Source organism: Exiguobacterium sp. R-17, assembly GCF_049913315.1.
In the GTDB taxonomy this organism is placed as follows: domain Bacteria; phylum Bacillota; class Bacilli; order Exiguobacteriales; family Exiguobacteriaceae; genus Exiguobacterium_A.
Genome location: NZ_CP184372.1, coordinates 1,277,719 through 1,301,251, shown reverse-complemented (window position 1 = coordinate 1,301,251; position 23,533 = coordinate 1,277,719). Strand labels below are relative to the sequence as shown.

Annotated in this window: 25 protein-coding genes and 1 other annotated feature; of the genes, 5 read left to right on the top strand and 20 right to left on the bottom strand. The window is 45.3% G+C overall.

The genetic code is table 11. From position 1 onward, the window contains the following. Nucleotides 1-129: 129 nt before the first annotated feature. The 5 genes from ACN9MT_RS06765 to ACN9MT_RS06745 all read right to left on the bottom strand — a co-directional run bounded on the left by ACN9MT_RS06765 (nucleotide 130) and on the right by ACN9MT_RS06745 (nucleotide 5,282). A complete protein-coding gene (locus ACN9MT_RS06765; RefSeq protein ID WP_426273088.1) occupies nucleotides 130-942 on the bottom strand; it encodes an ankyrin repeat domain-containing protein in 813 nt (270 codons plus the stop codon). A gap of 443 nt (nucleotides 943-1,385) precedes the next feature. Next, on the bottom strand, nucleotides 1,386-1,943 hold the full coding sequence (locus tag ACN9MT_RS06760; protein WP_368915123.1) for a hypothetical protein: 558 nt from the start codon (nucleotides 1,941-1,943) through the stop codon (nucleotides 1,386-1,388). A gap of 2 nt (nucleotides 1,944-1,945) precedes the next feature. Then, nucleotides 1,946-2,584 carry a hypothetical protein gene (locus ACN9MT_RS06755; protein ID WP_426273086.1) on the bottom strand — a complete coding sequence of 213 codons (639 nt, stop codon included), beginning with the start codon at nucleotides 2,582-2,584 and terminating at the stop codon, nucleotides 1,946-1,948. A gap of 300 nt (nucleotides 2,585-2,884) precedes the next feature. Beyond that, nucleotides 2,885-3,751, bottom strand: a complete 867-nt coding sequence (gene galU / locus ACN9MT_RS06750) for a UTP--glucose-1-phosphate uridylyltransferase GalU (protein ID WP_426273084.1) — start codon at nucleotides 3,749-3,751, stop codon at nucleotides 2,885-2,887. Between the two features lie 34 nt (nucleotides 3,752-3,785). After that, the gene (locus ACN9MT_RS06745) at nucleotides 3,786-5,282 is read right to left on the bottom strand and encodes a glycosyltransferase (RefSeq protein WP_426273082.1); all 1,497 of its coding nucleotides are present in this window, start codon (nucleotides 5,280-5,282) and stop codon (nucleotides 3,786-3,788) included. Nucleotides 5,283-5,661: 379 nt separating this feature from the next. On the opposite strand from ACN9MT_RS06745, the gene ACN9MT_RS06740 reads away from it, so the two are divergent. Continuing rightward, nucleotides 5,662-7,605, top strand: coding sequence for a CDP-glycerol glycerophosphotransferase family protein (locus ACN9MT_RS06740; protein ID WP_426273081.1), 1,944 nt, complete (start codon nucleotides 5,662-5,664; stop codon nucleotides 7,603-7,605). A 45-nt stretch (nucleotides 7,606-7,650) separates the two neighbouring features. On the opposite strand, the gene ACN9MT_RS06735 is transcribed toward ACN9MT_RS06740, so the two are convergent. The 3 genes from ACN9MT_RS06735 to ACN9MT_RS06725 are packed head-to-tail and all read right to left on the bottom strand — an operon-like array spanning nucleotide 7,651 to nucleotide 9,814. Next, nucleotides 7,651-8,283 carry a hypothetical protein gene (locus ACN9MT_RS06735; RefSeq protein WP_426273079.1) on the bottom strand — a complete coding sequence of 211 codons (633 nt, stop codon included), beginning with the start codon at nucleotides 8,281-8,283 and terminating at the stop codon, nucleotides 7,651-7,653. Then, entirely contained in the window at nucleotides 8,280-8,888 is a 609-nt protein-coding gene (locus ACN9MT_RS06730) for an AAA family ATPase (RefSeq protein WP_426273077.1), read from the bottom strand. The genes ACN9MT_RS06735 and ACN9MT_RS06730 overlap by 4 nt, the downstream gene beginning before the upstream one ends. A 35-nt stretch (nucleotides 8,889-8,923) precedes the next feature. Continuing rightward, on the bottom strand, nucleotides 8,924-9,814 hold the full coding sequence (locus tag ACN9MT_RS06725; RefSeq protein ID WP_426273075.1) for a LysR family transcriptional regulator: 891 nt from the start codon (nucleotides 9,812-9,814) through the stop codon (nucleotides 8,924-8,926). Between the two features lie 163 nt (nucleotides 9,815-9,977). On the opposite strand from ACN9MT_RS06725, the gene ACN9MT_RS06720 reads away from it, so the two are divergent. Continuing rightward, on the top strand, nucleotides 9,978-11,168 hold the full coding sequence (locus tag ACN9MT_RS06720) for an MFS transporter (protein ID WP_426273073.1): 1,191 nt from the start codon (nucleotides 9,978-9,980) through the stop codon (nucleotides 11,166-11,168). Between the two features lie 17 nt (nucleotides 11,169-11,185). Here ACN9MT_RS06720 and ACN9MT_RS06715 read toward each other — a convergent pair whose 3' ends face one another. The 8 genes from ACN9MT_RS06715 to ACN9MT_RS06680 all read right to left on the bottom strand — a co-directional run bounded on the left by ACN9MT_RS06715 (nucleotide 11,186) and on the right by ACN9MT_RS06680 (nucleotide 16,940). Beyond that, nucleotides 11,186-11,959: a phosphotransferase family protein gene (locus ACN9MT_RS06715; protein WP_426273071.1), complete on the bottom strand. Its 774-nt coding sequence runs from the start codon at nucleotides 11,957-11,959 to the stop codon at nucleotides 11,186-11,188. 19 nt (nucleotides 11,960-11,978) lie between these two features. Beyond that, the gene (locus ACN9MT_RS06710) at nucleotides 11,979-12,944 is read right to left on the bottom strand and encodes a LacI family DNA-binding transcriptional regulator (RefSeq protein ID WP_426273069.1); all 966 of its coding nucleotides are present in this window, start codon (nucleotides 12,942-12,944) and stop codon (nucleotides 11,979-11,981) included. Then, complete coding sequence (locus ACN9MT_RS06705) at nucleotides 12,919-13,767, bottom strand: Cof-type HAD-IIB family hydrolase (protein WP_426273067.1); 849 nt, start codon at nucleotides 13,765-13,767, stop codon at nucleotides 12,919-12,921. Before ACN9MT_RS06705 ends, ACN9MT_RS06710 begins: the two co-directional genes overlap by 26 nt. Nucleotides 13,768-13,877: 110 nt before the next feature. Further along, nucleotides 13,878-14,390, bottom strand: coding sequence for a DUF1643 domain-containing protein (locus tag ACN9MT_RS06700; protein WP_426273065.1), 513 nt, complete (start codon nucleotides 14,388-14,390; stop codon nucleotides 13,878-13,880). Nucleotides 14,391-14,617: 227 nt separating this feature from the next. Beyond that, the gene (locus ACN9MT_RS06695) at nucleotides 14,618-15,028 is read right to left on the bottom strand and encodes a hypothetical protein (protein ID WP_214729746.1); all 411 of its coding nucleotides are present in this window, start codon (nucleotides 15,026-15,028) and stop codon (nucleotides 14,618-14,620) included. A 30-nt stretch (nucleotides 15,029-15,058) separates the two neighbouring features. Beyond that, entirely contained in the window at nucleotides 15,059-15,418 is a 360-nt protein-coding gene (locus tag ACN9MT_RS06690; protein WP_426273062.1) for a hypothetical protein, read from the bottom strand. A gap of 121 nt (nucleotides 15,419-15,539) precedes the next feature. Continuing rightward, the gene (gene tnpB / locus ACN9MT_RS06685; RefSeq protein ID WP_426273060.1) at nucleotides 15,540-16,712 is read right to left on the bottom strand and encodes an IS200/IS605 family element RNA-guided endonuclease TnpB; all 1,173 of its coding nucleotides are present in this window, start codon (nucleotides 16,710-16,712) and stop codon (nucleotides 15,540-15,542) included. Between the two features lie 51 nt (nucleotides 16,713-16,763). Then, the gene (locus tag ACN9MT_RS06680) at nucleotides 16,764-16,940 is read right to left on the bottom strand and encodes a hypothetical protein (protein WP_426273059.1); all 177 of its coding nucleotides are present in this window, start codon (nucleotides 16,938-16,940) and stop codon (nucleotides 16,764-16,766) included. Between the two features lie 132 nt (nucleotides 16,941-17,072). Between ACN9MT_RS06680 and ACN9MT_RS06675 the strand changes: the two genes are divergently transcribed. Both ACN9MT_RS06675 and ACN9MT_RS06670 read left to right on the top strand, forming a co-directional pair. Continuing rightward, a complete protein-coding gene (locus ACN9MT_RS06675; RefSeq protein WP_426273057.1) occupies nucleotides 17,073-17,729 on the top strand; it encodes a hypothetical protein in 657 nt (218 codons plus the stop codon). Nucleotides 17,730-17,787: 58 nt separating this feature from the next. Continuing rightward, entirely contained in the window at nucleotides 17,788-18,024 is a 237-nt protein-coding gene (locus ACN9MT_RS06670; protein ID WP_426273055.1) for a hypothetical protein, read from the top strand. On the opposite strand, the gene ACN9MT_RS06665 is transcribed toward ACN9MT_RS06670, so the two are convergent. Genes ACN9MT_RS06665 through ileS form a run of 3 tightly spaced genes read right to left on the bottom strand, consistent with a single transcriptional unit; the run spans nucleotide 18,018 to nucleotide 22,089 of the window. Continuing rightward, nucleotides 18,018-18,494 carry a GNAT family N-acetyltransferase gene (locus ACN9MT_RS06665; protein WP_426273054.1) on the bottom strand — a complete coding sequence of 159 codons (477 nt, stop codon included), beginning with the start codon at nucleotides 18,492-18,494 and terminating at the stop codon, nucleotides 18,018-18,020. The genes ACN9MT_RS06670 and ACN9MT_RS06665 overlap by 7 nt on opposite strands. A 15-nt stretch (nucleotides 18,495-18,509) precedes the next feature. Then, nucleotides 18,510-18,995: an SMI1/KNR4 family protein gene (locus tag ACN9MT_RS06660; RefSeq protein WP_426273053.1), complete on the bottom strand. Its 486-nt coding sequence runs from the start codon at nucleotides 18,993-18,995 to the stop codon at nucleotides 18,510-18,512. A gap of 10 nt (nucleotides 18,996-19,005) precedes the next feature. Next, nucleotides 19,006-22,089, bottom strand: coding sequence for an isoleucine--tRNA ligase (gene ileS / locus ACN9MT_RS06655; RefSeq protein WP_426273052.1), 3,084 nt, complete (start codon nucleotides 22,087-22,089; stop codon nucleotides 19,006-19,008). 57 nt (nucleotides 22,090-22,146) lie between these two features. Further along, nucleotides 22,147-22,392: a binding site (T-box leader), on the bottom strand. Nucleotides 22,393-22,478: 86 nt separating this feature from the next. Here ileS and ACN9MT_RS06650 point away from each other — a divergent pair. Next, a complete protein-coding gene (locus ACN9MT_RS06650; protein WP_426273051.1) occupies nucleotides 22,479-23,027 on the top strand; it encodes a GNAT family N-acetyltransferase in 549 nt (182 codons plus the stop codon). On the opposite strand, the gene ACN9MT_RS06645 is transcribed toward ACN9MT_RS06650, so the two are convergent. Further along, the gene (locus ACN9MT_RS06645) at nucleotides 23,024-23,452 is read right to left on the bottom strand and encodes a hypothetical protein (RefSeq protein ID WP_426273050.1); all 429 of its coding nucleotides are present in this window, start codon (nucleotides 23,450-23,452) and stop codon (nucleotides 23,024-23,026) included. The two genes, ACN9MT_RS06650 and ACN9MT_RS06645, sit on opposite strands and share 4 nt — an antisense overlap. Nucleotides 23,453-23,533 lie beyond the last annotated feature (81 nt).

Below are 23,533 nucleotides of genomic sequence, written 5' to 3'. Positions count from 1 at the left end.
TATGTATCCTTCCTTTCGATGACGAATAAGTGTTCTCCTATCTTTATTTTGACAAAGCGATTTGAATGTCCTTTTAAAAAATAAAAACAGGAAGCATCCGCAGATGTTTCCTGTTTAATCGTCCATCGTTCACTTATTCTCTTCCTCAGACAATGCATCAATCTCTTTTTGTCGTAAAATCTCCGCAATCTGATGGTGTTCATTATCCAGTGCCGCATCACGCGCTGTCCGCCCGTCTTCATTTCGATGCAATGGATCGGCTCCATAAGAGAGTAATAATCGAACGACGCGTTCATAGCCATAAGCGCTCGCTAAAGCGAGGACTGCCGTATCCCCATCTGCGATGTTTTCCGCCTCGATATCAGCTCCCGCCTTTAAGAGAACCTTGACCGCTTTCGGATAATTATTCCCGACGGCGAGATACAACGGTGTAAATCCATCTAGTCCGACAGCATCGACTTCTGCTCCTGCCTCCAGTAACAGCTGGACTTTTTTCGATTTACCTTCTTGCGCCGCATAATGGAGCGGTGTCACACCTTCCCCGTCATCGGTCCGTTGATGTAACAACTCGACGTTCTGTGCTAATTTCCGTAAGACTTTTTTATTGCCGGACCGTCCCGCTACTATATGAAGCGCTGAGAATCCGTGTTCATCTAAATCAAGATGAGCACCTCGCTTGATCAAAAGTAACGCAATGTCGGTCTTTTGATCATAAAGCGCAATATGCAACGGTGACATCCCGTCCTGATTCGGAAGGTTAACATCCGCCCCGTGATCGAGCAACAATTCGACGATCCGTAGGTACCCTTCCTGAATCGCCCAATGAAGTGCTGCAAATCCTTCTTCATCCAGTTCGTTCAGATCGTCACCACGTTCGATGCAGCGCATTACTTGTTTTCGTTTGCCCAAAAAAGCAGCATCTTGGATGGATCGTTTCGTCATGTCCGTTCGCCCCTTACCTGTTCCATTGTCCTCCTCATTTTACAACAAGAACCTGTTATAATGCGCGAAAACCATCCTACTTGAGGATGGTTTCGACGATTATTCAGCAGGGTTAGACTCATCGCTTATCAGTCGTTCGACCAAAAACACGAATACAATAGCTGATAGGATTCCAATTACACTTGGTAAGACCGAAACGATGGGGTCATTGAAAAAGGATGTTGGAATGAGAAATTTGAGGATCTACCTCACACTATTGAGAACGGCAAGGGATATTAATAAAATTAAGAAGACCGTCGATTTCTCGACACCTGCAAAAAATGGACGTCCTGCGCTATTCGCTTTCTTAATACCTAGCCAAGATAACATTTTCATCCTCTCCATTCTGAAACAATCATAATCTTTTTCTATTCAAAACAAGATCTAATTACTATTCTGTAACTTTATTGCCACGTCGATAAGTTTAAATCAAACAAAATTGCTACCGCTTGCTGTCGCTCATTTAAAAATAAGAATTGATAATTACGTGTATCCAAAAATAATGGTTTCGTTTTACTTGATATTGGTGCATTCAAGTATAACTTTTGATGGATATGCATCACCTGATTCGAATCTAATTGAAAGTTAACCTTTACGACTTCAGGAGATTTTTTCAAAACAAACTTACTCAGTACATCTTGATTCATATTCGCAGCAAAACTAAAAGTTGGTTGGTTTTTTGTGAGTTTGAATATCTTAAATAAATGTTTGGATAACTTCATTTTCATTTTCAAATCAACACTATTACTGTCTATAAGTTTAACTTGTAATTCTGTCCTTTTAAATTGATTACCTTGTATTTCAGAAACGTATTGATTAACTGATGTATACTTTTCTTCAGTTATATTTTTTTTAGTAGTCCGTTCGTCTTTTTCAAACTTAAACGTAGCAATAATAAATAAAAGTATAAGTAAACATATTGCGCAGAAGATTACAATTTTTTTAATATAAAATTTGTTCATCTTTAGCTTTTAGCATAATATACACGAGTAGAATATTTTACATCTATTGCTTCCGATTTAGATAGTGAACCTCGTTTATATACAGATACTGTACCCATCGTTTTGACTGCTTTCGATCCAAAACTAATATAAGTTGTGTGCTTTGGTGGAATAGTCCAAGTATATGATACAGAATCTACTGTAGTTGTACCAAAACTTACCTCTGCATTAAATTTAATCTTATCTTCAATTAATGGCATATTTAGTTTTACTGAAGCTTCAGCACCAATTTTCCCATTACAAAACTGACTTCTCGAGATAAGTTTTGTTACAGTATCAGATGTCTTTCCTCCATTTTTAAGCTCTGCTTTCCAGTCAATTTGCGTGTATTTTTTTGTTTGGTATGGACTATAATCACGTCCATCATAAGGAATGTAGGCTTTCCTAACTAAATCGACACTCTCATAGTCAGTCAATATAGGTTTATTATATTCATATTCTGTAACTTCAATATCACCAACATTGTCTTTAGTGATAGTTGCTTCTTCAGTGTTAGCATTTGAGCTTGTTTCAACTGTATTAGCCTCTGCTAATACAAATTGAGAGCTTGAAATCAAAATACCTGTTACGACCGTTGGTACGAATAATTTTTTTAATTTCATTTTATTTACTCCTTTTTTATACCTCTATATTTTAGTAGAAATACGCTACCAAAATATCTTATCACCTCATATCGAATATTAATTAACTGTATTAACGAATGAAGTAAAAAAAATATTTGATTATATTACAGTAAAATCTCTTTTACTTTATCTATTCAAAAAATCTGAATAAAAATAGCTAAATATGCTATAAAAATTAAAAAATATCACAAAAATGAATTTAAGTTATATTATTTTTCTCGATTAACTTGTTAAATTCTAAATAAAACCACCCTGCATCATGTCAGGGTGGTTCGTCATTTAAATATCTAGTGTCTTGATAAAAGCTTTCAGCTCGTCACGCATCTCTGCATCTTTCAACGCATATTCAATCGTTGTCTTGACGAAACCGAGTTTCTCTCCGACGTCATAACGATTACCCTCGAAATCATACGCGTAGACTTGGCTATCCGCATTCAAGCGTTCAATCGCATCCGTCAATTGGATTTCGCCGCCTGCCCCTTCTTCTTGATTCGCAAGGTAATCAAAGATATCCGGTGTCAGCACATAACGTCCCATGATCGCAAGATTTGATGGTGCTGTCCCGTGTGCCGGCTTTTCGACGAATTGTTTTACATCATACAGTCGTCCGTCTTGTGAGACCGGATCAATGATGCCATAACGATGCGTATCTTCCGGACGAACTTCTTGTACACCAATGACCGATTTTTCCGTCTGTTCGTAAACGTCCATCAATTGTTTGATTGCCGGATTGTCTGACTCGACGATATCGTCCCCGAGTAAGACAGCAAACGGTTCATTCCCAATGAATTGTTTTGCCGTCAGAATGGCATGCCCGAGACCTTTTTGTTCTTTTTGGCGGACATAAAAGATATTCGCAAGGTTCGTTGAGAATTGAACTTTCTCGAGCAATTCCGTTTTACCGGAATTTTCGAGCGTAATTTCGAGTTCTTTTTGGTTATCGAAATGATCTTCGATGGCTCGTTTATGTTTACCCGTGACGATGATGATATCTTCGATGCCGGCTTTTGCGGCTTCTTCGACGATATACTGAATCGTTGGTTTATCAAGTATCGGTAACATTTCTTTTGGCATTGCTTTTGTCGCAGGTAAGAAACGCGTTCCAAGTCCTGCTGCTGGAATAATGGCTTTTGTGATCTTTTTCATATCGTTCATCCTCTTCATCGTTCAAGTAGTAGATTTAGTTGTTCAATTCTTCTAGTAATCGTCCATAATTCTTTACAGCCGTCTCAAGGTACAGGGATGGCTTCGTCTCGACCCGCTCGAGTGGTTGTTCGACGAGTTGTACCATCGCTTGTGCGAAGGCTTCCATGTCATTGGCTGGAACGAGATATCCGTTTTCGCCATGGGCGATGATTTCACGTGGTCCGTATTTCACATCATAGGAGATGACCGGACAGCCGACATTGATACTTTCCATGACCGTCAGCCCGAATCCTTCAAATTCACTCGTTAACAACGAGGCTTTCGATTCACGGAACACTTCTGCCGGATTCGACGTAAAACCGTGGATTTCGATATCGTCCTGTAAACCGAACTCCTCGATCAAGCGTTCCATCATCGCGAGTTGCCCTTGTTCATCCATGCCGTAAAGGACGAGTTTTGTCGCGTGACCCGACTGTTTGAAAAGTGCATAACTCTTGATTAAATGATCCATCTGTTTTTGCAGACCGAATCGACCGATGAAACAGAATTGATCTTTGACCTGGTCACGTCGTTGCGCTTGTTCCGGAACGATGAAATGCGGAATGATGGAGATTTTCTCTTCCGGGATGTTATACCGTTCTAAGATGTCTTCTTTTTGGTGATTCGTCAGACTGATGAAACGTGTCACCTTATCAGATTCTGAGAACATCGTCGCGTACGACCCTTTGACGTTTGAACCATCTAAATGCGAGTTATGGATGACCATGACGCGTTTGACGGCTGCTTTGATGTTGAGAATCGAGCGATCGAGTAAACGAGCATCGACGAACAAAACATCGCCATCTTTAAACAGACGGTTGAAGTAGTATTCAAACAAATCCTTTTCTTTTTTGAACGCTTTGTACATTCTGCCGTTTCGATATAATTGAATCAAGACGAGTTTCGGACGTGCCATTTCATTGTAGAACTTCTTACAATAGACAGCACCTTCTGAATCATACAACTCCTCCATCATTTTCCCGTGATGGACGGGTGAGTAGATCGTCTTGCGGTGCAATTGACCGTAGACGTTGTATTCCCAGCGCTCGACCTTTTTAGGCGATGCTTTCGTCATGAAATCTTCGAATTCGACGACTTGCGTCTCCGGATAGAATTTACGATAGAGGACGTATTCACCCTCTTCATCATAATAGCGAACGGCATCACTGCCTTTTTTCTCAACGCTTTTCAACCCTTCGATTTCACGCGCCGATTCTTTGACGATCGGCTTGTTCCGAAAACGGGTTGTCGGAATGCTCAATAATTTATAATCGGATAACCAATCATAAATGTTTTCGAATTGGACCATTGGACCGACTTTTTCTTCAGCTCGGAACTGTTCGTACACTTCCATGTAGTTGGCATTGTAGTTCGTCGTGACGATCGTCGAACCAACACTCAATTCTTTTTCCATGAGTGCAATCCGACTCAACAGTGATTTCGTTCTACCACCGTGTTTCGGTGGTAATGTCGATGTAACAGTATACAGCATCTGTAATTACTCTCCTCTACCCTTTAAGATCGATCTCTCTTTTTTTGTGTGAGGTCAACCCATATATGTTACCGAATCTGCTATTTTCTAAACGTGTCTTGTTCAGACAGTTAAAACCAATACAATTTCTATTTATCTCCTTTTTTACGAACAAAGTCAATTATTTTTGCATAATATCCAATCATTGTCATGGTTCTGCAACTAGTAGTTCGTAAAACTGAACGAGCGGTCGATTCTACCCAACAAGTTTAAGAAGATAAACGACACTTCACTGATTTCCATTCAAACTACATCTTTGCAGAAATCGGAAGATATTGTATGGTGAAGGATGTAACAGATATACCATATGATTCAGAGTGAGAAAGGAAGCCATGCATCAATGAAAATCACCTGTCGTGACCATACGTTTTTGATCGAGAATCTCCCGCAACAAACCCTATATTTAGCTATTAACGAACAACATATACCTGTACAACAAACAGAAACAGGTTTTTCGCTATCGGTCGATGCGTTACTCAGTATCTTCCGAAAAAAGAATCATCCTATTAAATTCGTCGATGAGACAGGTACACCGATTTCATTCAAACATCTTTCCAAGCCACTGGACATCGCACCGAACAGTTACATCAAACAAGGGAAACACTCCTATTTCATCTTCATCGATCAGGACGATGAGCTCAGTCTGATCTATAACAAAAAACCGTCCATCATGAATTTTTACGACCGAGATGTCCAGTTTGAGGGCATGACGCATCAAGACGACGTGCTTCTATTGAAGTTTTCGTTTCACTCGAAGTATGTCGCAGTCGCGCAACCAAGTTGCTTCGTTAAATTCAGACATCAGGAACAAAAAATCGCTCTATCGATTGAACGCTTCACCGTCACACCAGTCGATGCCTGTCGCTTCAGAACCGAAGTCGAAGCCGTGATCGATAAAGAACTCGTTGAGCAGTTGCTCGGTGACCGGTATACATACGATGCCTTTAACGCGAACATCTATGATCTTTTATTTGGCTTTTCGATTCACGAGATGCCGATATCTGGATTCACACCCCGGATTCGTCACTTTAAAAATCATCCAGAACTCTTGCATGACGAGCACTGGTTGCCGTTAAATGAGCAATACGATGTGTTGGTTCGTCCCTATTCGACCGTGTCGGAACGCCTTGCAATGCGTCTAATCCCGGTGCCAGTCGAGACTGTCGAATATTATGCAGAACCCCGACCGTTACTTGGACTGGATCCAACTAAGAAGACGATCGTCTGTTATGAATACCCGGATAAAGCACAAGATAATGGGATGATTTTCTTCAAGTACCTTGTTGACCAGCACCGGAAACAGTTCAACATCTACTACATCATCAGTCGGTCGAGTCCGGACCTCAAAAATCTTGCCGGATATGAGAACCATATCGTGTTCTATAAATCTCCGGAGAATATCGAGGTCGTTCAGGCTGCGGACGTTTTATGTCATACGCATTCATCGAGTTATGCCTTACCGTTTGCTACCTATCATACGGAAGCACTGATTCAAACGAAACAAAAGCTGTTCCTACAACACGGCGTCATCGGGTCAAAAGATGTCAGTCATATTTACGGTAAAAAATCGCCACATCCATTTACTGATTTATTCGTCGTCTCCTCGGAGCGGGAGAAACAGCTCATCGTTCGCGATTACGGTTTTCATCCTGACGAAATCATCGTGACAGGTCTTGCCCGATTCGATCAATTAATCACTGAACGATCACGTTGGCTCAAGCGATATAAGAACCGAAAAAAGCTGTTGATCATGCCAACGTGGCGACCGAAACTTGATACGTACCCAGACGAACAGTTCATGGAAAGTGACTATTATCAGGAGTTTCAAGCGTTAATCACGGACGAACGGTTGAAAAGCTTAGTGATGGACAACAAATACGAAGTCTCGTTCTACCTTCATCGCAACTTCCAAAAATTCAGCCACTTGTTCCACTCGGACTTCATCGATGTCATCAGTCAGGATGCGTTCACAGTCAAGGAGCTACTTGAAAATCATCATGTGTTGATCACCGACTATTCGAGTGTCGGTCTCGATTTCTCCTTGATGCACAAAAAGGTACTCTACTATCGCCCACCTGTCTTGATCGGTGAAGATAACGCCGGGGAATCGACAGACTTATTACCAGGAGACGTCATCGAATCCAGAGAAACCTTGATGGAATCACTACGCGAATCGAAGATGCCGAAACGCTTTAAGCGCAATCTCAGTCACATCTATGCGTTTGATGATACAAAGGCGAGTAAGCGGATTTTTGAAGCGATGCAACATCATTTTCAGCTATAACAGACAAGGAGCAATGAGACGGTCTACCGTTTCATTGCTCCTTTTTCATCGACGAAATTCCAACGAGACTCCGTCTGCGATTTGTGAGGACTGTTTTAACAACTCCCGCTTGACTGGATCAATCCAGTAATACTGAACACGTTCACCAAACGCAACGTGGACGCAAAGTGTCTCTACGTGTTCGCCTGATTCGGTCGTCAATCGATCGTACCGCAAAGGATGTACTTGAACTGGCACCTCACGTCCGGAAACGGCACTAAAACCGCTAAACGATAGCGTCGAGTTAACAGCTAGTGGTAATGCTCGCAACAACAATTCGATTGAAAACAGATCAACACTTTCGGTATGAATCGGTAGGACAGACTGCTCATTGCCTCGCGTAATTACGACTGCATCCGCTCGATACAACGCATGCACGGTTTGGACGCCATCTTGGTACTCGACGAATTCGAGTGGCGTATAGTCTTCTGCATCAATCGTCAGGCGGATCGTTCGATTGCCGATTTTTTCTGACACCAATTTTTGCTCCCGTACTAGGATGGATTGATGTGATGTCTTTTCTAACCGAATCGTTTCGTAGGTCTGTCCGATCTGAACCGTTTCTCCTTTTTCTATCCAGTAGATCTGTTTTTCGTCTTGTCCCTCGATGAGGGGATAGGTCGTCCTTTTCCATTTCATATCTCTTTCTCCCTTCTTAAGAATCCGATGGAAGATAGCTGATGAACTGCTGCTTCTCGGACTTGCTCCGGCGTTTTCGCTGTCGTATCAATCGGACAGACCGGAAACTGTTTATACCATTTCTCTTCAAGTGCCCAGAGCGGTTCGTGCTGTGCAAAGGATTGGCGAGTTCTTGTTTGATCAGCGTCCCGACGCGTTTGTAAGAGTTGGTCTGTCGCGCGTAAATAAAGAATCTGGTCGGATCGACACTCTCTTAATGCCTCAAGTTCCGCCTTTAAACGAGATTCCATATCCCAGTCTTGCCCATGCACCTGTGGATAATGGAGCGTATAGAATTCAAGATCTTCCGGACCACGGTCTAATACGATGTGTCCGTCCGGAAAGTGGCGAAACCGTTCGAGTTCCGCTTGAATGAACAAGCGTTGATTCTCAACGAATCCATCTTCGGTTCGGATGTCTAACCCGAGCTCCTTTCGTTTTTGAACGATAGGATATGGATTTTCATAATAGACATGCAACTCTGGGTAAGCGTCTTCGAGCGCTCGCGCAAGCGTCGTCTTCCCGGAAGCCATGCCGCCTTGAATCGAAACGATATGTCGATGCATGTTATTATATCTCTCCTTTAGCTCATTACGATTTGTTATGGACGATCCACTGTTTCAGCGAACAACGATTGCGCTGTTTCGATGAATACTTCCGTCGCCTTCGACATCTCTTTCTTATTTCGTACTGCAATCTTAATATCTGGCGTTTCGTTCGTTTCCAGTTGACGAATTAGACTTTCGCTCGATAATTCAGATTCAGCGATACTTTGTCGTGTCGTGATGACTACACCTAGTCCTTCTTCCATCATCTTAAGTCCCGTTTCGAGATGTTGCATTTCATAACGCACCTGTGGTACAAGACCTTGATCTTGAAATAACATCTGCACCTGCTGCTTCGTCTCCACTTGTTCAATCAAGAGCGACTCTTCCGCCAGATCGAGCAGACTGATCGATGCTTGATGTGCTAAACGATGGTGTTCGGGTAACACGACGACCCATTCATCTGATACAAAAGAAAAACGATCAAATTCCTCTTCTGGAGACTTGACGATCCCGACATCTACGCAGTCGGTCCGCAACCATTGCTTGATTTGGTCAACGGTTCCTTCCCACAGTTTGACTTCAAGTCCCGGATACCGCTCATCCATCGTTCGAATAATTTTCGGTAAAAAACGTGTATACGCCGTTTTATAAACCCCGACATGGACCTTTCCGATCGCTAGTCCTTGTTCCGACGCAATCAATTCATCCACTTTATGAAATTCACTATTGATGCGCCTTAAAATGACGAGAACCTGCTCGCCCACCTCGGTGAAGAACAGTCCTTTTTTCTTATCCCGTTTGATTAGTTTCGTTCCAAGTTGTGCCTCGACTGAGGCAATCGTCCGACTGACCGCTGGTTGTGTCATGTGTAACTGTTCCCCTGCAGCTGTAAAACTTCCCGTCTCAGCAATTTGAAGAATCAATTCGATTTGTGCTCTATTCATAACGTTTTTGGTATACCCCCTATGCGAAAGATGCATTTCATTTATCATAATCGCTACTGTACTATAACCAAGTATCACAAATCAACTTGGACAGATGAAACTTCTCAAACGCCTAAATGAAATGGGATACGAATCGAAACAGAAACAGTGAGGTGTAGATATAATGAAACACATGGGAAAAATTTATTTACTTGCCATCATCAGCTTCTTAAACGGGACATCGGAATATGTCATTGCAGGAATATTGGATCGCATTGCACATTCAAACCATATATCTGTCTCGTCAGCTGGACAGTTAATCACGGTCTTCTCGATCGCTTTCGGAGCTGGCACGCCCTTTTTAATTGCTTTGACAGCGCGACTCGATCGAAAAAAATTACTGGTCTATACGCTTAGCTTGTTCTCCATCATCAACGTATGGATTACCTTCTTATCCAGTTATGAGCTGTTGATTGGCGCACGTATTCTATCGGCGCTTTGTGCCGGTGTCATTCAAGTCACCCTATTAACACTTGCCGCTGTCCTTGCCGCACCGGGAAAACAAGGAAACGCCATCGCAACTGTCGTCATGGGTAACAGTACGGCACTAGTCGTCGGTGTCCCGATTGGTCGCGTCATCGCCTCTCATTATGAGTGGCATATCATTTTCGCTGGCCTTGGAATCATCGGAGTCATCTTGGCACTTTTAACGTTCGTTTGGATTCCTCAAACGGTCGCAGAAGAACCTGTTCCGTTACGCGAACAACTTCAATTCTTCGTACAACCGCGAATAGTTGCTTATTTATTGATTACGTTTCTTTGGTTGGGTTCCTATTCAATCGTCTTTACCTATATTTCTCCTTATTTTTTAGATGTCTTTCATAAGAGTGATCAAGCCGTCACGACAGCGTTGTTCCTGTTTGGAATCGCTAGTGCGTTTGGTTCTAAGCTCGGTGGAATCGGTACGGATAAATGGGGCACGTTTTGGACGCTTGTCGGTGGGACGGCACTACATGCCATCGTACTGCTACTGTTCCCACTGCTTGGTCACGTTGCATCTGCCTTTTATATCCTCCTCATTCTTTGGGCATTGACGGCTTGGTCTTCTGGTACACCGATTCAATTACGGATGATTACGTTGGCACCAGCTGCTGCAAGTATCGTTTTAAGCTTGCATAGCGCATTTGGACAAATCGGGATGGCAGCAGGTGCCGGAATCGGAGGCATCGCAGTCACGAATGGTTTGTTGCAGTACTTGCCCTGGATCGGTGCCCTTGCACTCACGCTTTCAGTCGCTGTTATCGTAACGGATCATTTATTTGCTAAATCGACTAACGCTCAAGAATCGGAAGAAATGCGATATGTCGAAAAATAATCGCTATCTCTCATTTTTCAACTGAAATACGCGGCAAGATCCGGATGCTCGATCAGTTCCTTAATTCGTTCTTGCTCAGCATCCGGGATTTGCTCAAGCGTCCTAAGAATGGCGATGAGTCGTAACCAGTCTGCAAGGTTCGATAGCTGAATGGATGAAACAGCTTGATAGCGATCGAGGTATTCTCGACAGACGTATCGTCGCATCTCGTCCGGCACTGTTGTTCCACCTGCTATTCGCAGTAAGAGCAACGTCCGCGCGACATCCACAATCGGTGGTCCTATCGTCGCATCATGCCAATCAATGACGACAAACGTTTTATCTGCTGTCACGAGGATGTTCTGAAAATGAAAGTCCCCGTGGAGCAATCCTTGCTGTTGCGGAACGTAAAGTGTTTCGAGTAATCGTTCCGCCTTCAAGCGTAACTCTAGTGATAGATGACGTATTTTGTGCTCGGTGACATCGTACCATTCAGGAGCTACACGCGATTGTTGCTGATGAATCCGTTGATGTAATGTCGCGAACGTGTTGAGAAACTCTGTTATTCGTTCCGGTTCAAACAACTCTAACATTTCGCTGCCGTCGATCCGCTGCATCTCAATAAACGGCGAATTTTCTAATTCAACGGCATATACGTTTGGTGTCGGGATGACCGTTTGCTCAAGTTCTTCGAGCATACGAAATTCCTGAGTGATCCGTTGTTTTTCAATCGATGCTTGAAAGTACTTACGGACTCGTTCGTCAGACATCGTCATCACGGTAGCGGTCGCACCGGTTTTTTCCTTTTTCATCTGAATAACCCCCAATCTCTTATGTCGTTTGTCGAATCATCAAAGAAGGTTCCAGTAAAGAACTAGCGCTTTCACTCTGATTCAGCGCGTCATTCAATAATTGTTCCGCTGCCAATTTGCCAAGCATTACAACCGGTTGTCGGATCGTTGTTATTTCAAGCGCTCTGGCAATTGGTACATCATCAAATCCCGTTATCGCGATATCCTCTGGTACCCGAATGCCATCCTTGCGAAATTGATGGATGAGACCCGCTGCGACTTCGTCATTGCCGACGATGATGGCGTCTGGCAAGTCTATCGTTAGAAGTTGACCTGCCAGTGCTTGTCCGTCCTTGAAAGAATAGCACCGATCCGCGTACCATTGAATTTCATGACGGAGCGTAGACATCTTGAGATATTGGTCGAACGCCTCTCGTCTGACTCTTCCGACTCCGCTATCTGGATTTCCAAGACAGAGACCGACTGTTTGTGCTCCTCGTTCTTCAACATGTTGTAGCAACATTGTGATCGCTTTTCCATGATTAAAAAAGAGCGACGGCACGATATCCTGATGGTCTTCGCAGGCAACGACTGGTCCAACCGTACGCATCGTCTCAAGTAATTGCGGGTGACTGATGGCGCCAATGATCAATCCGTCAATCCGCTTATCGCGAAGGTATTGCATACTCGCTTCTTCTTTTGCTGGATCGTGTTCCGTCTGGATGACAAGGAGTGTATGGTTTCGTTCCATGCACACTTGACCGATCCCTTCGATTAATTGATGAAAAAACGGATGACCGACACGTGGCACGAGGACACCAATCGTATTCGTCTTACCGCGTGAGAGGTTGATCGCATTTCCGTTCGGACTATATTCCAGTCGCTCCATCACGTCTAATATGGTCCGTCGCTTTTCTTTTGATACATGCTTATGACCGTTTAAGACACGGGATACCGTCGATTTCGAGACGCCCGCTTGTTTAGCGATGTCCGAGATGTTCGCCATGCTGTTCCTCCTTCGTTTGTTCCCATCGTTCTAAGCCGTTTAATGCCTCCGCTACACCGTCCTCGTCATGAGCACTGGTCAGGTATGTCGCTCTGCTTTTGACAGACGTTTCAGCGTTTCCCATGGCAATCGATGTTCCCGCCACTTCGAACATCGGTAGATCGTTTTGATTGTCACCGATCGCAATGATGTCCTCGGGTGTCATCCCGTAGGCGCTCGCAATGTCTTGAAGGGCAGTCCCTTTTGTCACGCTGTTTGCCATGACTTCTAAGTTATAGGCACCTGAATGTGTCACGGAACAGATCTTCAGCTGAAGGAGTTGTTGCTCGAGGTGTTCGAGTCGCCATCTGTCAGGTGAGACGAACATGAATTTGATGACGTCCAGTTGATCGATTGTGATTTCGTCAACTTCCTCAACACCGTATTGCGTTAATTGAGCCTGAATCGCTTCTTGAAACGCAAGATCTCCGTCTTGAAGAGCAGCAAGCGAAAACTGCGGTAACAGGATGTTGTCTTGTAGATAAATATGTATGAATACGTTTGTAGATCGTACGATCTCCCAAATCGTTCGACTGCTGGAACGGTTCAAAAAACACCGTCTACCTTGTCCCACCTCGACCTCTGCCCCGTTCGCACCAATGACCGGACAATCCAGTCCGTGTTGCGCTAGAATCCGTCGTGCATCAAAGGCAGCTCGCCCGGTGACGATGATGACGATATCTCCTTTATCCTGCCGTTTCTTGATGGCTACCTGATTTCCCACCGAAATTCTGTGTTCCTTATTCAATAACGTTCCATCTAAATCAATCGCAAAGCATCGCATCGCGTGTCCTCCTTTTCGTGTCCTCTTGATGCTACAGGCTGAAACGCGTCCCAGTGCAACAAAAAATCTTGAATGAACAGTTCATTCAAGATTTTAAAATTAAATATCTATTACGATTGTACGAAAGGAATCGGTTTTAATTTTCCAGAGAGATAAAGTGGATGTTTCGGATATTGTCCACATGTCGTCATTTGAAGACAATAAAGCGGCGTATCTCCCAACATCTTAAGCATTTGTTGAATTCGCTGTTTCGCTAACGGTGTCGTCAAACTTTTCCCCCACGCTGCAATGACAAGCTCTGAACGTTTAATAACGGTACGAATGTATAAGTCATTTTCAGGTCCTACCGGTTCTGCCACACTTTTAATGATTTCCGGAGAAGTCGAAATATATGCGAATACATTTATGACATGAAGACCATCATATCCCCAACTTTTAGCATATGAAATACAACGTTGAAGAGTACGATCATCCTGCCCCTGATTACCTTGACTCGGATTGAGCATCAAAAACGTCACGTGTTTCCCACTATTTCCCCATTCACAAGAAAACTGATAACGATATATTCGTTTTTCATCTAAAACAGCCTGCACCCGATATTGTTTGTCCCACGGTTTAAACATAACAGTTCTCCTTAAAATTCATGATTCACGAATTGGTCAAATGCAAAGAGATTTTAAACTCTGACACTTCCTTTTCACGATTGTTCTTTAACTACGTATTCTTTCTAAATAGTTAAAAGCTCTAGACAGTATCAATTGAATCCGAAAACTTCTTTTTAAATTCAGCATCATCCATCTTCAAACACCGCATCGATTTCTAGTACAACGCTATCGTGTATTCATTATTTTTAAATCACTTTCGTTCGGACGCGCATCCGTTTGAGTCCCGTCAATAGGAGACACAACAAGATGATGCCCGAAACGAACAGTACGTACGTATGAATTGTAAAGAGGGAACGGAAATCGATTACGGCAACATTCTGTTGCACCTCAATCCAACTACTAAGTATGATTCCGCTGATTGCAAATAAGATGAGTACGCCGACCTGTCGACGTGTCAACGTAACATACATCAAAACGCGCATGCCTTCACGGATCACGAACGGTAGGAGAACGAGGAGTGCTGCGACCGGTAAGATGACCGGGTCACCGCCTTGCTGAATCGGCATCGACCGGGTCAAATAGCCAAACAGAAAAAAGAAACCACATACGAACAACAATAATCCGAACGCGATACTCGCATTCACCGCTTTGTTCATCTTACTTCCCTCACTTTTTAGAATAATGAATTATGAAGACACCGTACTTTGATGCCATACGCCCGCTGCATCAAGCCGGACCCGATGTCTGCCGTCGAGTTCCATCTCGATCGGACTGACCTTCGCCGTCTTCGGTGAGAACAACCATGTGCGTCCTTCTGGGACGAGCAAGATATGCGTTCCATCCGCGACCGGTCCAAGGAAGTTGAGTGACGCACCGTTGAGTGGACGTTCCCGTCGCTCGAGAACGCCGATCTCTGCTAACTGCTCACCCACTTCAAGCACATCTTTCACTGTCAGACTCATCTCACTGATTCCGAGGATGTCGGATACATCAAACGTCAGTTCCGCTTTAGATGGATTGATTTGATGCCGCGCGATCAGCTCCAAGACATTTTCATCTGGATCATAAAAATAGCAGGAATGCGAGTCCGTGAAGTCAAATTGAACTACCACTAGGCTTAAGCCGTAGTGGATTCCTGAGTTATCCGACCTGACGGTCGAAAAATGATCAGGCTAACCCCGTCGTCCCGACGGTTGAGGAAGCTAAGATACGTTCTGCTTCTTGTTTAAGATTCAGTCCTGCGTTCATATCGCGATCATGATGGACTCCGCAACTCGGACATGTCCACTCCCGTAAAGCGAGATTCTTAACGTCTTTGTGTTGATGCCCGCAATCAGAGCACAGTTGACTGGAAGCAAAGGTCTTGCCGACCTTAACGACAATCTTCCCGTACCATTCTGCCTTGTACTCCAGCATGCGGAAGAACGCTGACCAACTGACCTCGGAGATGGACTTGCTCAACTTGCGGTTCTTCTGCATGCTCTTCACCTGCAAGGTCTCGATGCCGATGACGTCGTGGTTTTTGACGACCTCGGTCGATACCTTGTGCAGGAAGTCGGTGCGTTTGTTCGCAATCTTTTCGTGGATGCGGGCGACCTTCCGCTTCTGCTTCTGGTAGTTCTTCGCCTCGGAGAGCTTGACTTTCCTAGTCAGGGCGATGCGCTGACGTCGTGACAGCTTCCGCTGCTCGCGCGCCAGTTTCTTCTCAAGCGAACGGAAGTAACGGTCGTTCTTGTATACCGTGCCGTCCGACAGGACGGCAAAGTTCTTGAGTCCGACGTCGACGCCAACGGATGAGCTGGTCTTCGGCAATTCGTGGATCTCCTGCTCGACGAGCAGGGAGACGAAATATTTCCCTGAAGCGTTACGTCGGATCGTAGCGTTCAAAATACGCCCTGCGATCTGTTTCGAATAGGCGAAACGGACCCATTTCAGCTTCGGAAGTTTGAGCTTGTTCTCGATGATGGATACTTTAGGAAGTTGGGACTTGCCTTGGATGTTCGTCTTGTACGATTGCACAGGGTTTCGCTTTGATTTAAAACGAGGACGTTCATTCTGTTTCTTGAAGAAACGGTCATAGGCATCGGCAAGATGTTTGACGCTAGTTTGCACAGAAGTACTATCGACTTCTTTCAGCCAGTCAAACTCCTGCTTCAGGATAGGAATTTCTTTGGAACAAGAACCGTAAGAGAGTCCTTTTCCAGTCGCTTTGTAGGTCTCATCCCACTTCGCCAAGAAGTGGTTGAAGACGAATCGTGAACAACCGATCGTCTTCGCGATCAGGATTTCCTGCTCTTTCGTGGGGTAGATTCTGAATTTATAGGCCTTGTGTTTTTTCATCTTGATACCCCCTTATAGTATATAATAAGCATATATTTAATGAGAGGTGATTCAAATGTAGCGCGTATCAACATCGTCCGTCAGTCGATATGTTAGCTGATTGGTACCGATTTGCATCATAAACGACTCATTCGTTTCCGAGACGAGCGGGAATCCGATCTGGTTTATGTAAAAAGCCTTCATCGCCTGTAGATTGCGTGTCACAAGAATGGTTTTTGAAATGTTCAAGCTGATGTCCTTCCTTCATTTGCAGTAAAATTTATCAAAAAGCGATATGCTTTATTTTACCACTAATGGTAAAATCATGACGAATGTAAAGTCTGATTTTTCAGATATATTTATACCTGAGAGGATGTTTTGATGAAATTATTAATCGCTCAACCGAAACGCGAGACCGGGCTCGAGCAATTCGAACGTGAAATCGCCGCTCATCCTGAAGTCGACCTGATTGTCTACCCGGAAGGCTATTGTACGGTCGCAGAACTCGAACGCGTGCAACATCTTGCCAAGCAGTTCGAAACAGCAATCGTCCTTGGTTACAAAGATGAAGCGAATCTCGATCGCGCTGTCATCATCGATGCGAGCGGGACGATTCTGCTTGATCGCGCCAAAACACCAGAAGCTGGACCGCTTTATACACCATCAACAGCAAACGACGGGTCGTCCCGTTATGGGTACGTCCTTTGCCGTGAAATCTTTTTAGGAAACGATGGACTGCGCGAAGAATCCGAACTTGATTTCATCTTCAATCCGATCGGTGTCGGTATGTTCAGCGAGGAACAGTACGTTGAGTGGTCCGGTGAAGCACGTAGTATCAGTCAGGCGCAACAAGCGCTCATGATCGGAACGAGTCATGCCGATGGTTCGTACCGCAACTGTGGTTTTTCGATTCCGATTGCCTTCATCTATGACGAGACCGGTAAACCGTTGCTGTTGTCCCATAACGATACGCGGACACGTCTGTTTGATACGGTCACGCGTCACGTCGAAGTCGTTGGGACACCCTCTTTATCGTAAACGAACACACGCTTCTTCCGGTCAGAAGAAGCGTGCCATTCCTTCAGGAGGTGCTCATATGTTCCAATCAGATCGTGCGTCATTCTTTTGGAAACGATATTTTTATGTCTTCTTTCCTTTATTCATCTTCGGCGTCAGTCACGAATCGTACTTGATCGATAATTCGTTAGCTAGCTTAGAAGACATCGGTGAGTTAGTCTTCTTCCTTTGCCTTTATCTCTTTAATTTTGCCGTTCTCTCTGCTTTGGTGACGAATTTGTGGTGGTTCTTCCTTCCGACAAAACAAGCTCACTGAGACACGGATTTTCGATAGGAAACGAGTGTCGCTCGTTCATTGAGCGGTTGACTGACACCGGTCAATCGGTAACCCATCTTCTCATAAAAGTAACAGTTACGTGTCTCTTCGCGAATCGTCCGCAGTTCCCATGTCGTTGCAGTCGGATACGCTGCTTCAACGAGCTGTAATGCGCGTTGTGCAATCCCTTCACCTTGACGGGCTGGATCTAAGAACATCGGACTGATCGCGTAGCGACTCGGTGCTTTCGCAACGACACAAATCCCGCCGACGACGACATCGTCGACGATGATTTGATGGAACGTACTGCTTGGATGTGTGATCCGGTGAATGATACGATCGATCGATTCGTTCGCCGGATTCGTCGTAAAATCTTGATACCGCTCGAGTGTCTCTGAAAAAGCCTTGATTTGGAGCTTGTGAAGCTTTGGAGCGTCTGCAAGAGACGCTGTCTTTAATTGAATATCCAATGTACTCGTCCTCTCTTAACGGAACCAATTCCAAAATTGTGTACCTTGCGCGACGATCAAGTAATCAAGCCATCGCTCGAAGCCGAACGGCATCGCGTCTTCTTCCCACTCCTCGAAATTAAGAAATTCCCCACTCCAAATCCGATTTCCTTCCGGTCGATTCATCTCATAGACGATCCACTCCCCGTCTGGTCCTGCACCGATTGCTAGGAAGTTTTCGGGGCATTCCCAAATATTGCTATACGTCAGACAATCCTCGATCGAAAAGAGTTCAAATCCATCATTATAGGATAACGTTTCGTGCTGAAAGAGCTTAGCCCCGTTATGTAGACGTAAGAACGTCTTATAGTCGTCTGCCGTCCACTCAGGTAATTGCGCTAACTGTTCGTCCGTCGCTCCTTGGTTAAAGATGAAACGTTCTCGGGCAACATATCCGTCTTCTTTTTGAACCTCTAACAAACTGTCGACGAGGCGACCTTTTAATGTTTCTAATGCAATCATGATCTTCTCCTTAACAGTATTCTTTCGTTGATGCGAACGAAACACTGACATCGTGTCCGCCTAGCTGGATATCTCCTTCTCCCTGTAGCGATTCAGTTCGCATGGAGGATAAGGCAAGATGTTTGAATAACAAAGGCTCAAACGTCTCGACGATCGGTCGGAACGTCGCATCGACCGACAAGACGAGATCGATTCGTGCGTCACGCGATAACGCTTGTGCCTTTCGTTCAGACTGGATATAGCGGATGAGCTCCCGCATCCAGCGTTCCTGCTCCAGTGCTTCCGTGATCCGCGTATCAAGCGTCACTGTGAGTCCACCACCCGTCGCGGCAGCAAAACCCGTCTTGACGATTGGTTCGACGATGACATCGGTTAAACTTACCTCTACTTCATGTCCTAGTGCTGTCTGATACGATACGCTGCCCGTTTCTAGCAAGTTCATCGTCTCCTGATCCGGCAGTAGTTGTAACCATTGATGGATCGCGTTCGCCTGTTGCGCAAATTTTGCTCCGGCTTCGCGGAAGTTCAGTTTAAGGCGAAACTTCGTTGTGTCTCCTGTCGTTGTTAAGAACTGTACGTCTTTTACATTCAGCTCTTCTTTGATGAGCGCCAGATAGTCCGACCACTTGAAGGTGTCGCTCGATTGGACGGTTAGACTTGCAAGCGGTTGTTTGACCTTTAAGGCATGTGTATTTCGCACTTGTCGTCCTAGCTCAACGACAGTGACGACTTGTGTCATCTCGTATTCCAGAGTAGATTGGATCATCGATGGATCGGCAACCGGATAATCCGATACATGAACGCTCATTCCCGTCAATCGCTGATAGACATCATCGGCAAGATACGGCGTGAACGGAGCGAGTAGTCGTGCCGTCGTCGAGAGTGCAACGTGAAGCGTCGCGTACGCGGCTTGTTTTTCTTCCGACCAGTCAGCTTGCCAGAAACGTTCCCGCGAACGGCGGATGTACCAGTTACTGATCTCATCGACGAGTTGCGCAAGACTCCGTGTTGCTTGTGTCAGTTGATAGTCGTCCATCGCAACCGTCACGTCTTGCGTCGTCTGATGGACACGCGAGAGTAGCCATTCGTCTAGACGCGTCGGTTTCTGTGGACATGATCTATCGAATTCATCTAGCTCAGCATACGTTAGATAAAACTGGACGGCGTGATCCAGCGTATCGACTAGTTTTGATTTCGCTTCCTGGACGATCCGCTCGGCAAACCGTTTCGCACTCCACGGACTGCTGTCGACGAGTAGTGCCCAGCGCAAGCTATCAGCACCATATGTCTCGATCAATGCCACCGGATCGAGGGCATTACCACGACTCTTCGACATCTTTTGTCCGTTCTCATCGAGGACGTGACCGAGCGCGAGGACCCGTTTATAGGCAGATTGTCCGGTAAAAAGCGTTGAGATTGCCTGCAGACTATAGAACCAGCCGCGCGTCTGATCGATGCCTTCGATGACGACATCGGCTGGATACCGGTTAAGTGTCTGCGTCCGCGACGGGTAATGCTGCTGTGCGAACGGCATCGCTCCGCTATCAAACCAGACATCGATCACTTCTGGTGTCCGGTGCATCTTTCCCTGACACGTCGGACACGAGACCGATAATGCATCGACGTAAGGTTTATGCAACTCGATAGATTCTGTCGGTGTTGTCGTCCGGCGTAATAAATCTGCTTTGTTTTTTGGAACGAATATCGTATCGCACGTGTCACATTCCCAGACGTTCAGTGGTGTCCCCCAGTAGCGATTGCGACTGATGTTCCAGTCGACGAGTTGCTCGAGGAACTTCCCAAACCGTCCTTCCTTGACGTGATCGGGATACCACGTTACAGCTGCATTATTCGCAAGGAGTTGTTTCTTGACGGCCGTCGTCTCGATGAACCAGTTGTCTTGTGCGTAATAGAGCAGTGGCGAGTCACAACGCCAACAATGCGGATAGCTATGTGTGTAGCGTTTTTTCGCAAATAAACGCCCCCGTTCAGCGAGCAGTTGGATGATCGCAACGTCTGACTCTTTGACGAATCGACCAGCGAGTGGTGGAACGGCATCCGTATAACAACCAGCAGCATCAACGACGTTAACGAACGACAGTCCGTTTTCCCGGACGACCCGGTAATCTTCTTCCCCGTACGCCGGAGCAAGATGGACAAGTCCGGTTCCGCTCGTCGCTTGAACGAATGCCGCACCGATGACTGTGTGACCGTTCTCCGGTGTCACGAAATCAAACGGTGGTTCATAACGCAAACCGACGAGTTCCGCACCGAGCTGTTCGGATACGACCTCGACGGATTCCGAGAACAGTTCAGCGACTAACGCTTTAGCGACAATGAATCGCTCTCCTACAAACGCTACCGTGACGTACGTCAATTCCGGATGAACCGCCACCGCGACGTTTGCCGGTAACGTCCAAGGTGTCGTCGTCCACGCAAGCAGAAATGTCTGCTCCATGTCGACGATCGGAAGTTTGACCGTCGCCGATAAGTCCGTCACGTCCTGATAGCCTTGCGCGACTTCATGGGAACTGAGTGACGTCTGACAGCTCGGACAATACGGCGATACACGATGTCCTTTCGTCAACCAGCCTTTGTCATGGATCGTCCCAAGGATATGCCAGACGCTTTCGATATACTCGTCCTCCATCGTCACGTAAGGGTCATCCATGTCGACCCAGTAGCCGAGTTTTTCCGTGAAGGCACGCCACTGTGTTTCATAGGAGAAGACACTTTCCTTACAGCGTGCGATGAATGCTTCGACACCATAGTCTTCGATCGCTTGTTTGCCGGAGATGCCGAGTTGTTTCTCAACCCCGAGTTCGACCGGTAGTCCATGTGTATCCCAGCCGGCTTTTCGTTCGACCCGGAATCCTTGCATCGTCTTATAGCGGGCGACGGTATCCTTGACGGTTCGTCCGAGTGCATGACCGACGTGGGGTAAGCCGTTCGCGGTCGGCGGTCCTTCGTAGAATACAAATTCTGCTTCCGTGCGTTGCTCAACCGATCGTGCGAAGACCTGGTCTCGTTTCCATCTGTTTCGGATACGGTCCTCCCGTTGTTGTACGGTTTCTGCTTGGTTTTGTGACGTCATCCCTTGTTCGCTCCTTTAATCGGTAACTAAGAGAATACAAAAAAGTCCGCCCCCTTTGACAGGGACGGACTTCACCGCGATACCACCCATATTCCGTCGAGAATGCTTGTTCTCGACAGCACTTAGTTGCACACTATCATGTGCATTCCATGTAACGGTGGACACCCGGTCACACTTACTGAATGGTTCAGCGTGACTTCTCAGAGAGGATCTTCATGATTGATCTGGCTTCCGGTTCTCAGCAATCCCGGTTTTCTGTAAGGCAGAGGAACAATCATTACTCTTTCTCGTCAACGAAATGATATGCTCTTGTTGTGGAGAATCTTACCATATGCCTTAAACGTTAAACAACACTTTTTTTACATTTTCTTGAAAAGGAGTTTTTTTGAATGGTACATACTTTCCCAACGCTTAAAACGAACCGTCTCGCCTTACGCGAAGTGTTACCCACAGATGCTACGAGTGTCCTCGCTTATTTATCAGACGAACACGTCGTCAAACAGATGGGACTCGCTCCGTTCCAATCGGAGGCTGACGCCCTCGAAGAGATTGATTGGTACGCTTCGATTCATCGTGAGGGTACTGGCATCCGTTTTGGGATCGCTTTATCAGAAGACGATGTCATCATCGGTAGTTGCGGTTTCTTAAATCAATCGGAACGCCATCAGCGGGCTGAAATCGGGTTTGAGTTGAACCCTGCCTATCAGGGACAAGGCATCGCGAAGGAAGCAGCCCTTGCGGTCATCGAATATGGTTTTAAGGAACTTTCGCTCAACCGGATCGAAGCACTCGTTTTACCCAAGAATGCCACTTCGCAACGATTGCTTGAACGACTCGGTTTTCAACGTGAAGGGTTGCTTCGTCAATATGAGAAAACACGCGGTCAGTTTGATGATTTGTATATGTACTCGTTATTGCGGAGTGATTGGTCTGTCTAAGGTCTCACATTAGATTTCTGGACTCTAAGTCTTTTTATCCGTCGGTAGACTTCTTCTACTTCTGATTGTGCAAACCAGACATCGGGATGCTTTTCAAACATCAACAAACTGATATACAAATCAATGTTATCAGGATCTAGTTCGACTGCTTTTTTGGCATGAAATAAAGCGATTACGCAAGCTCCCTCGAGATGACAAAGTGGATGTAGCATCAATGAAGACGTCAGATCATGTATCTCACTTGATTCATGGTGTTGTAGTAAATAATTCATAAAAGCATATATAGTGAGATTAAACGTCTCAAACCCTACACTAAGGATCATGTCGAATCGCTTTTTTTCCGTTAACTCCAAAAATAGTTTCGCTGCTTTCTCAAAGTCCATCACAGCAATATATTTTCGCAACCGGTACTCTAACTCTTCCACGTCGGTTGTCCTCCTCGATTGAAAATCCGGTATTGTTCGTCAACATTTTCCACTAACAAAGACATGTTCTTAATACTTAGA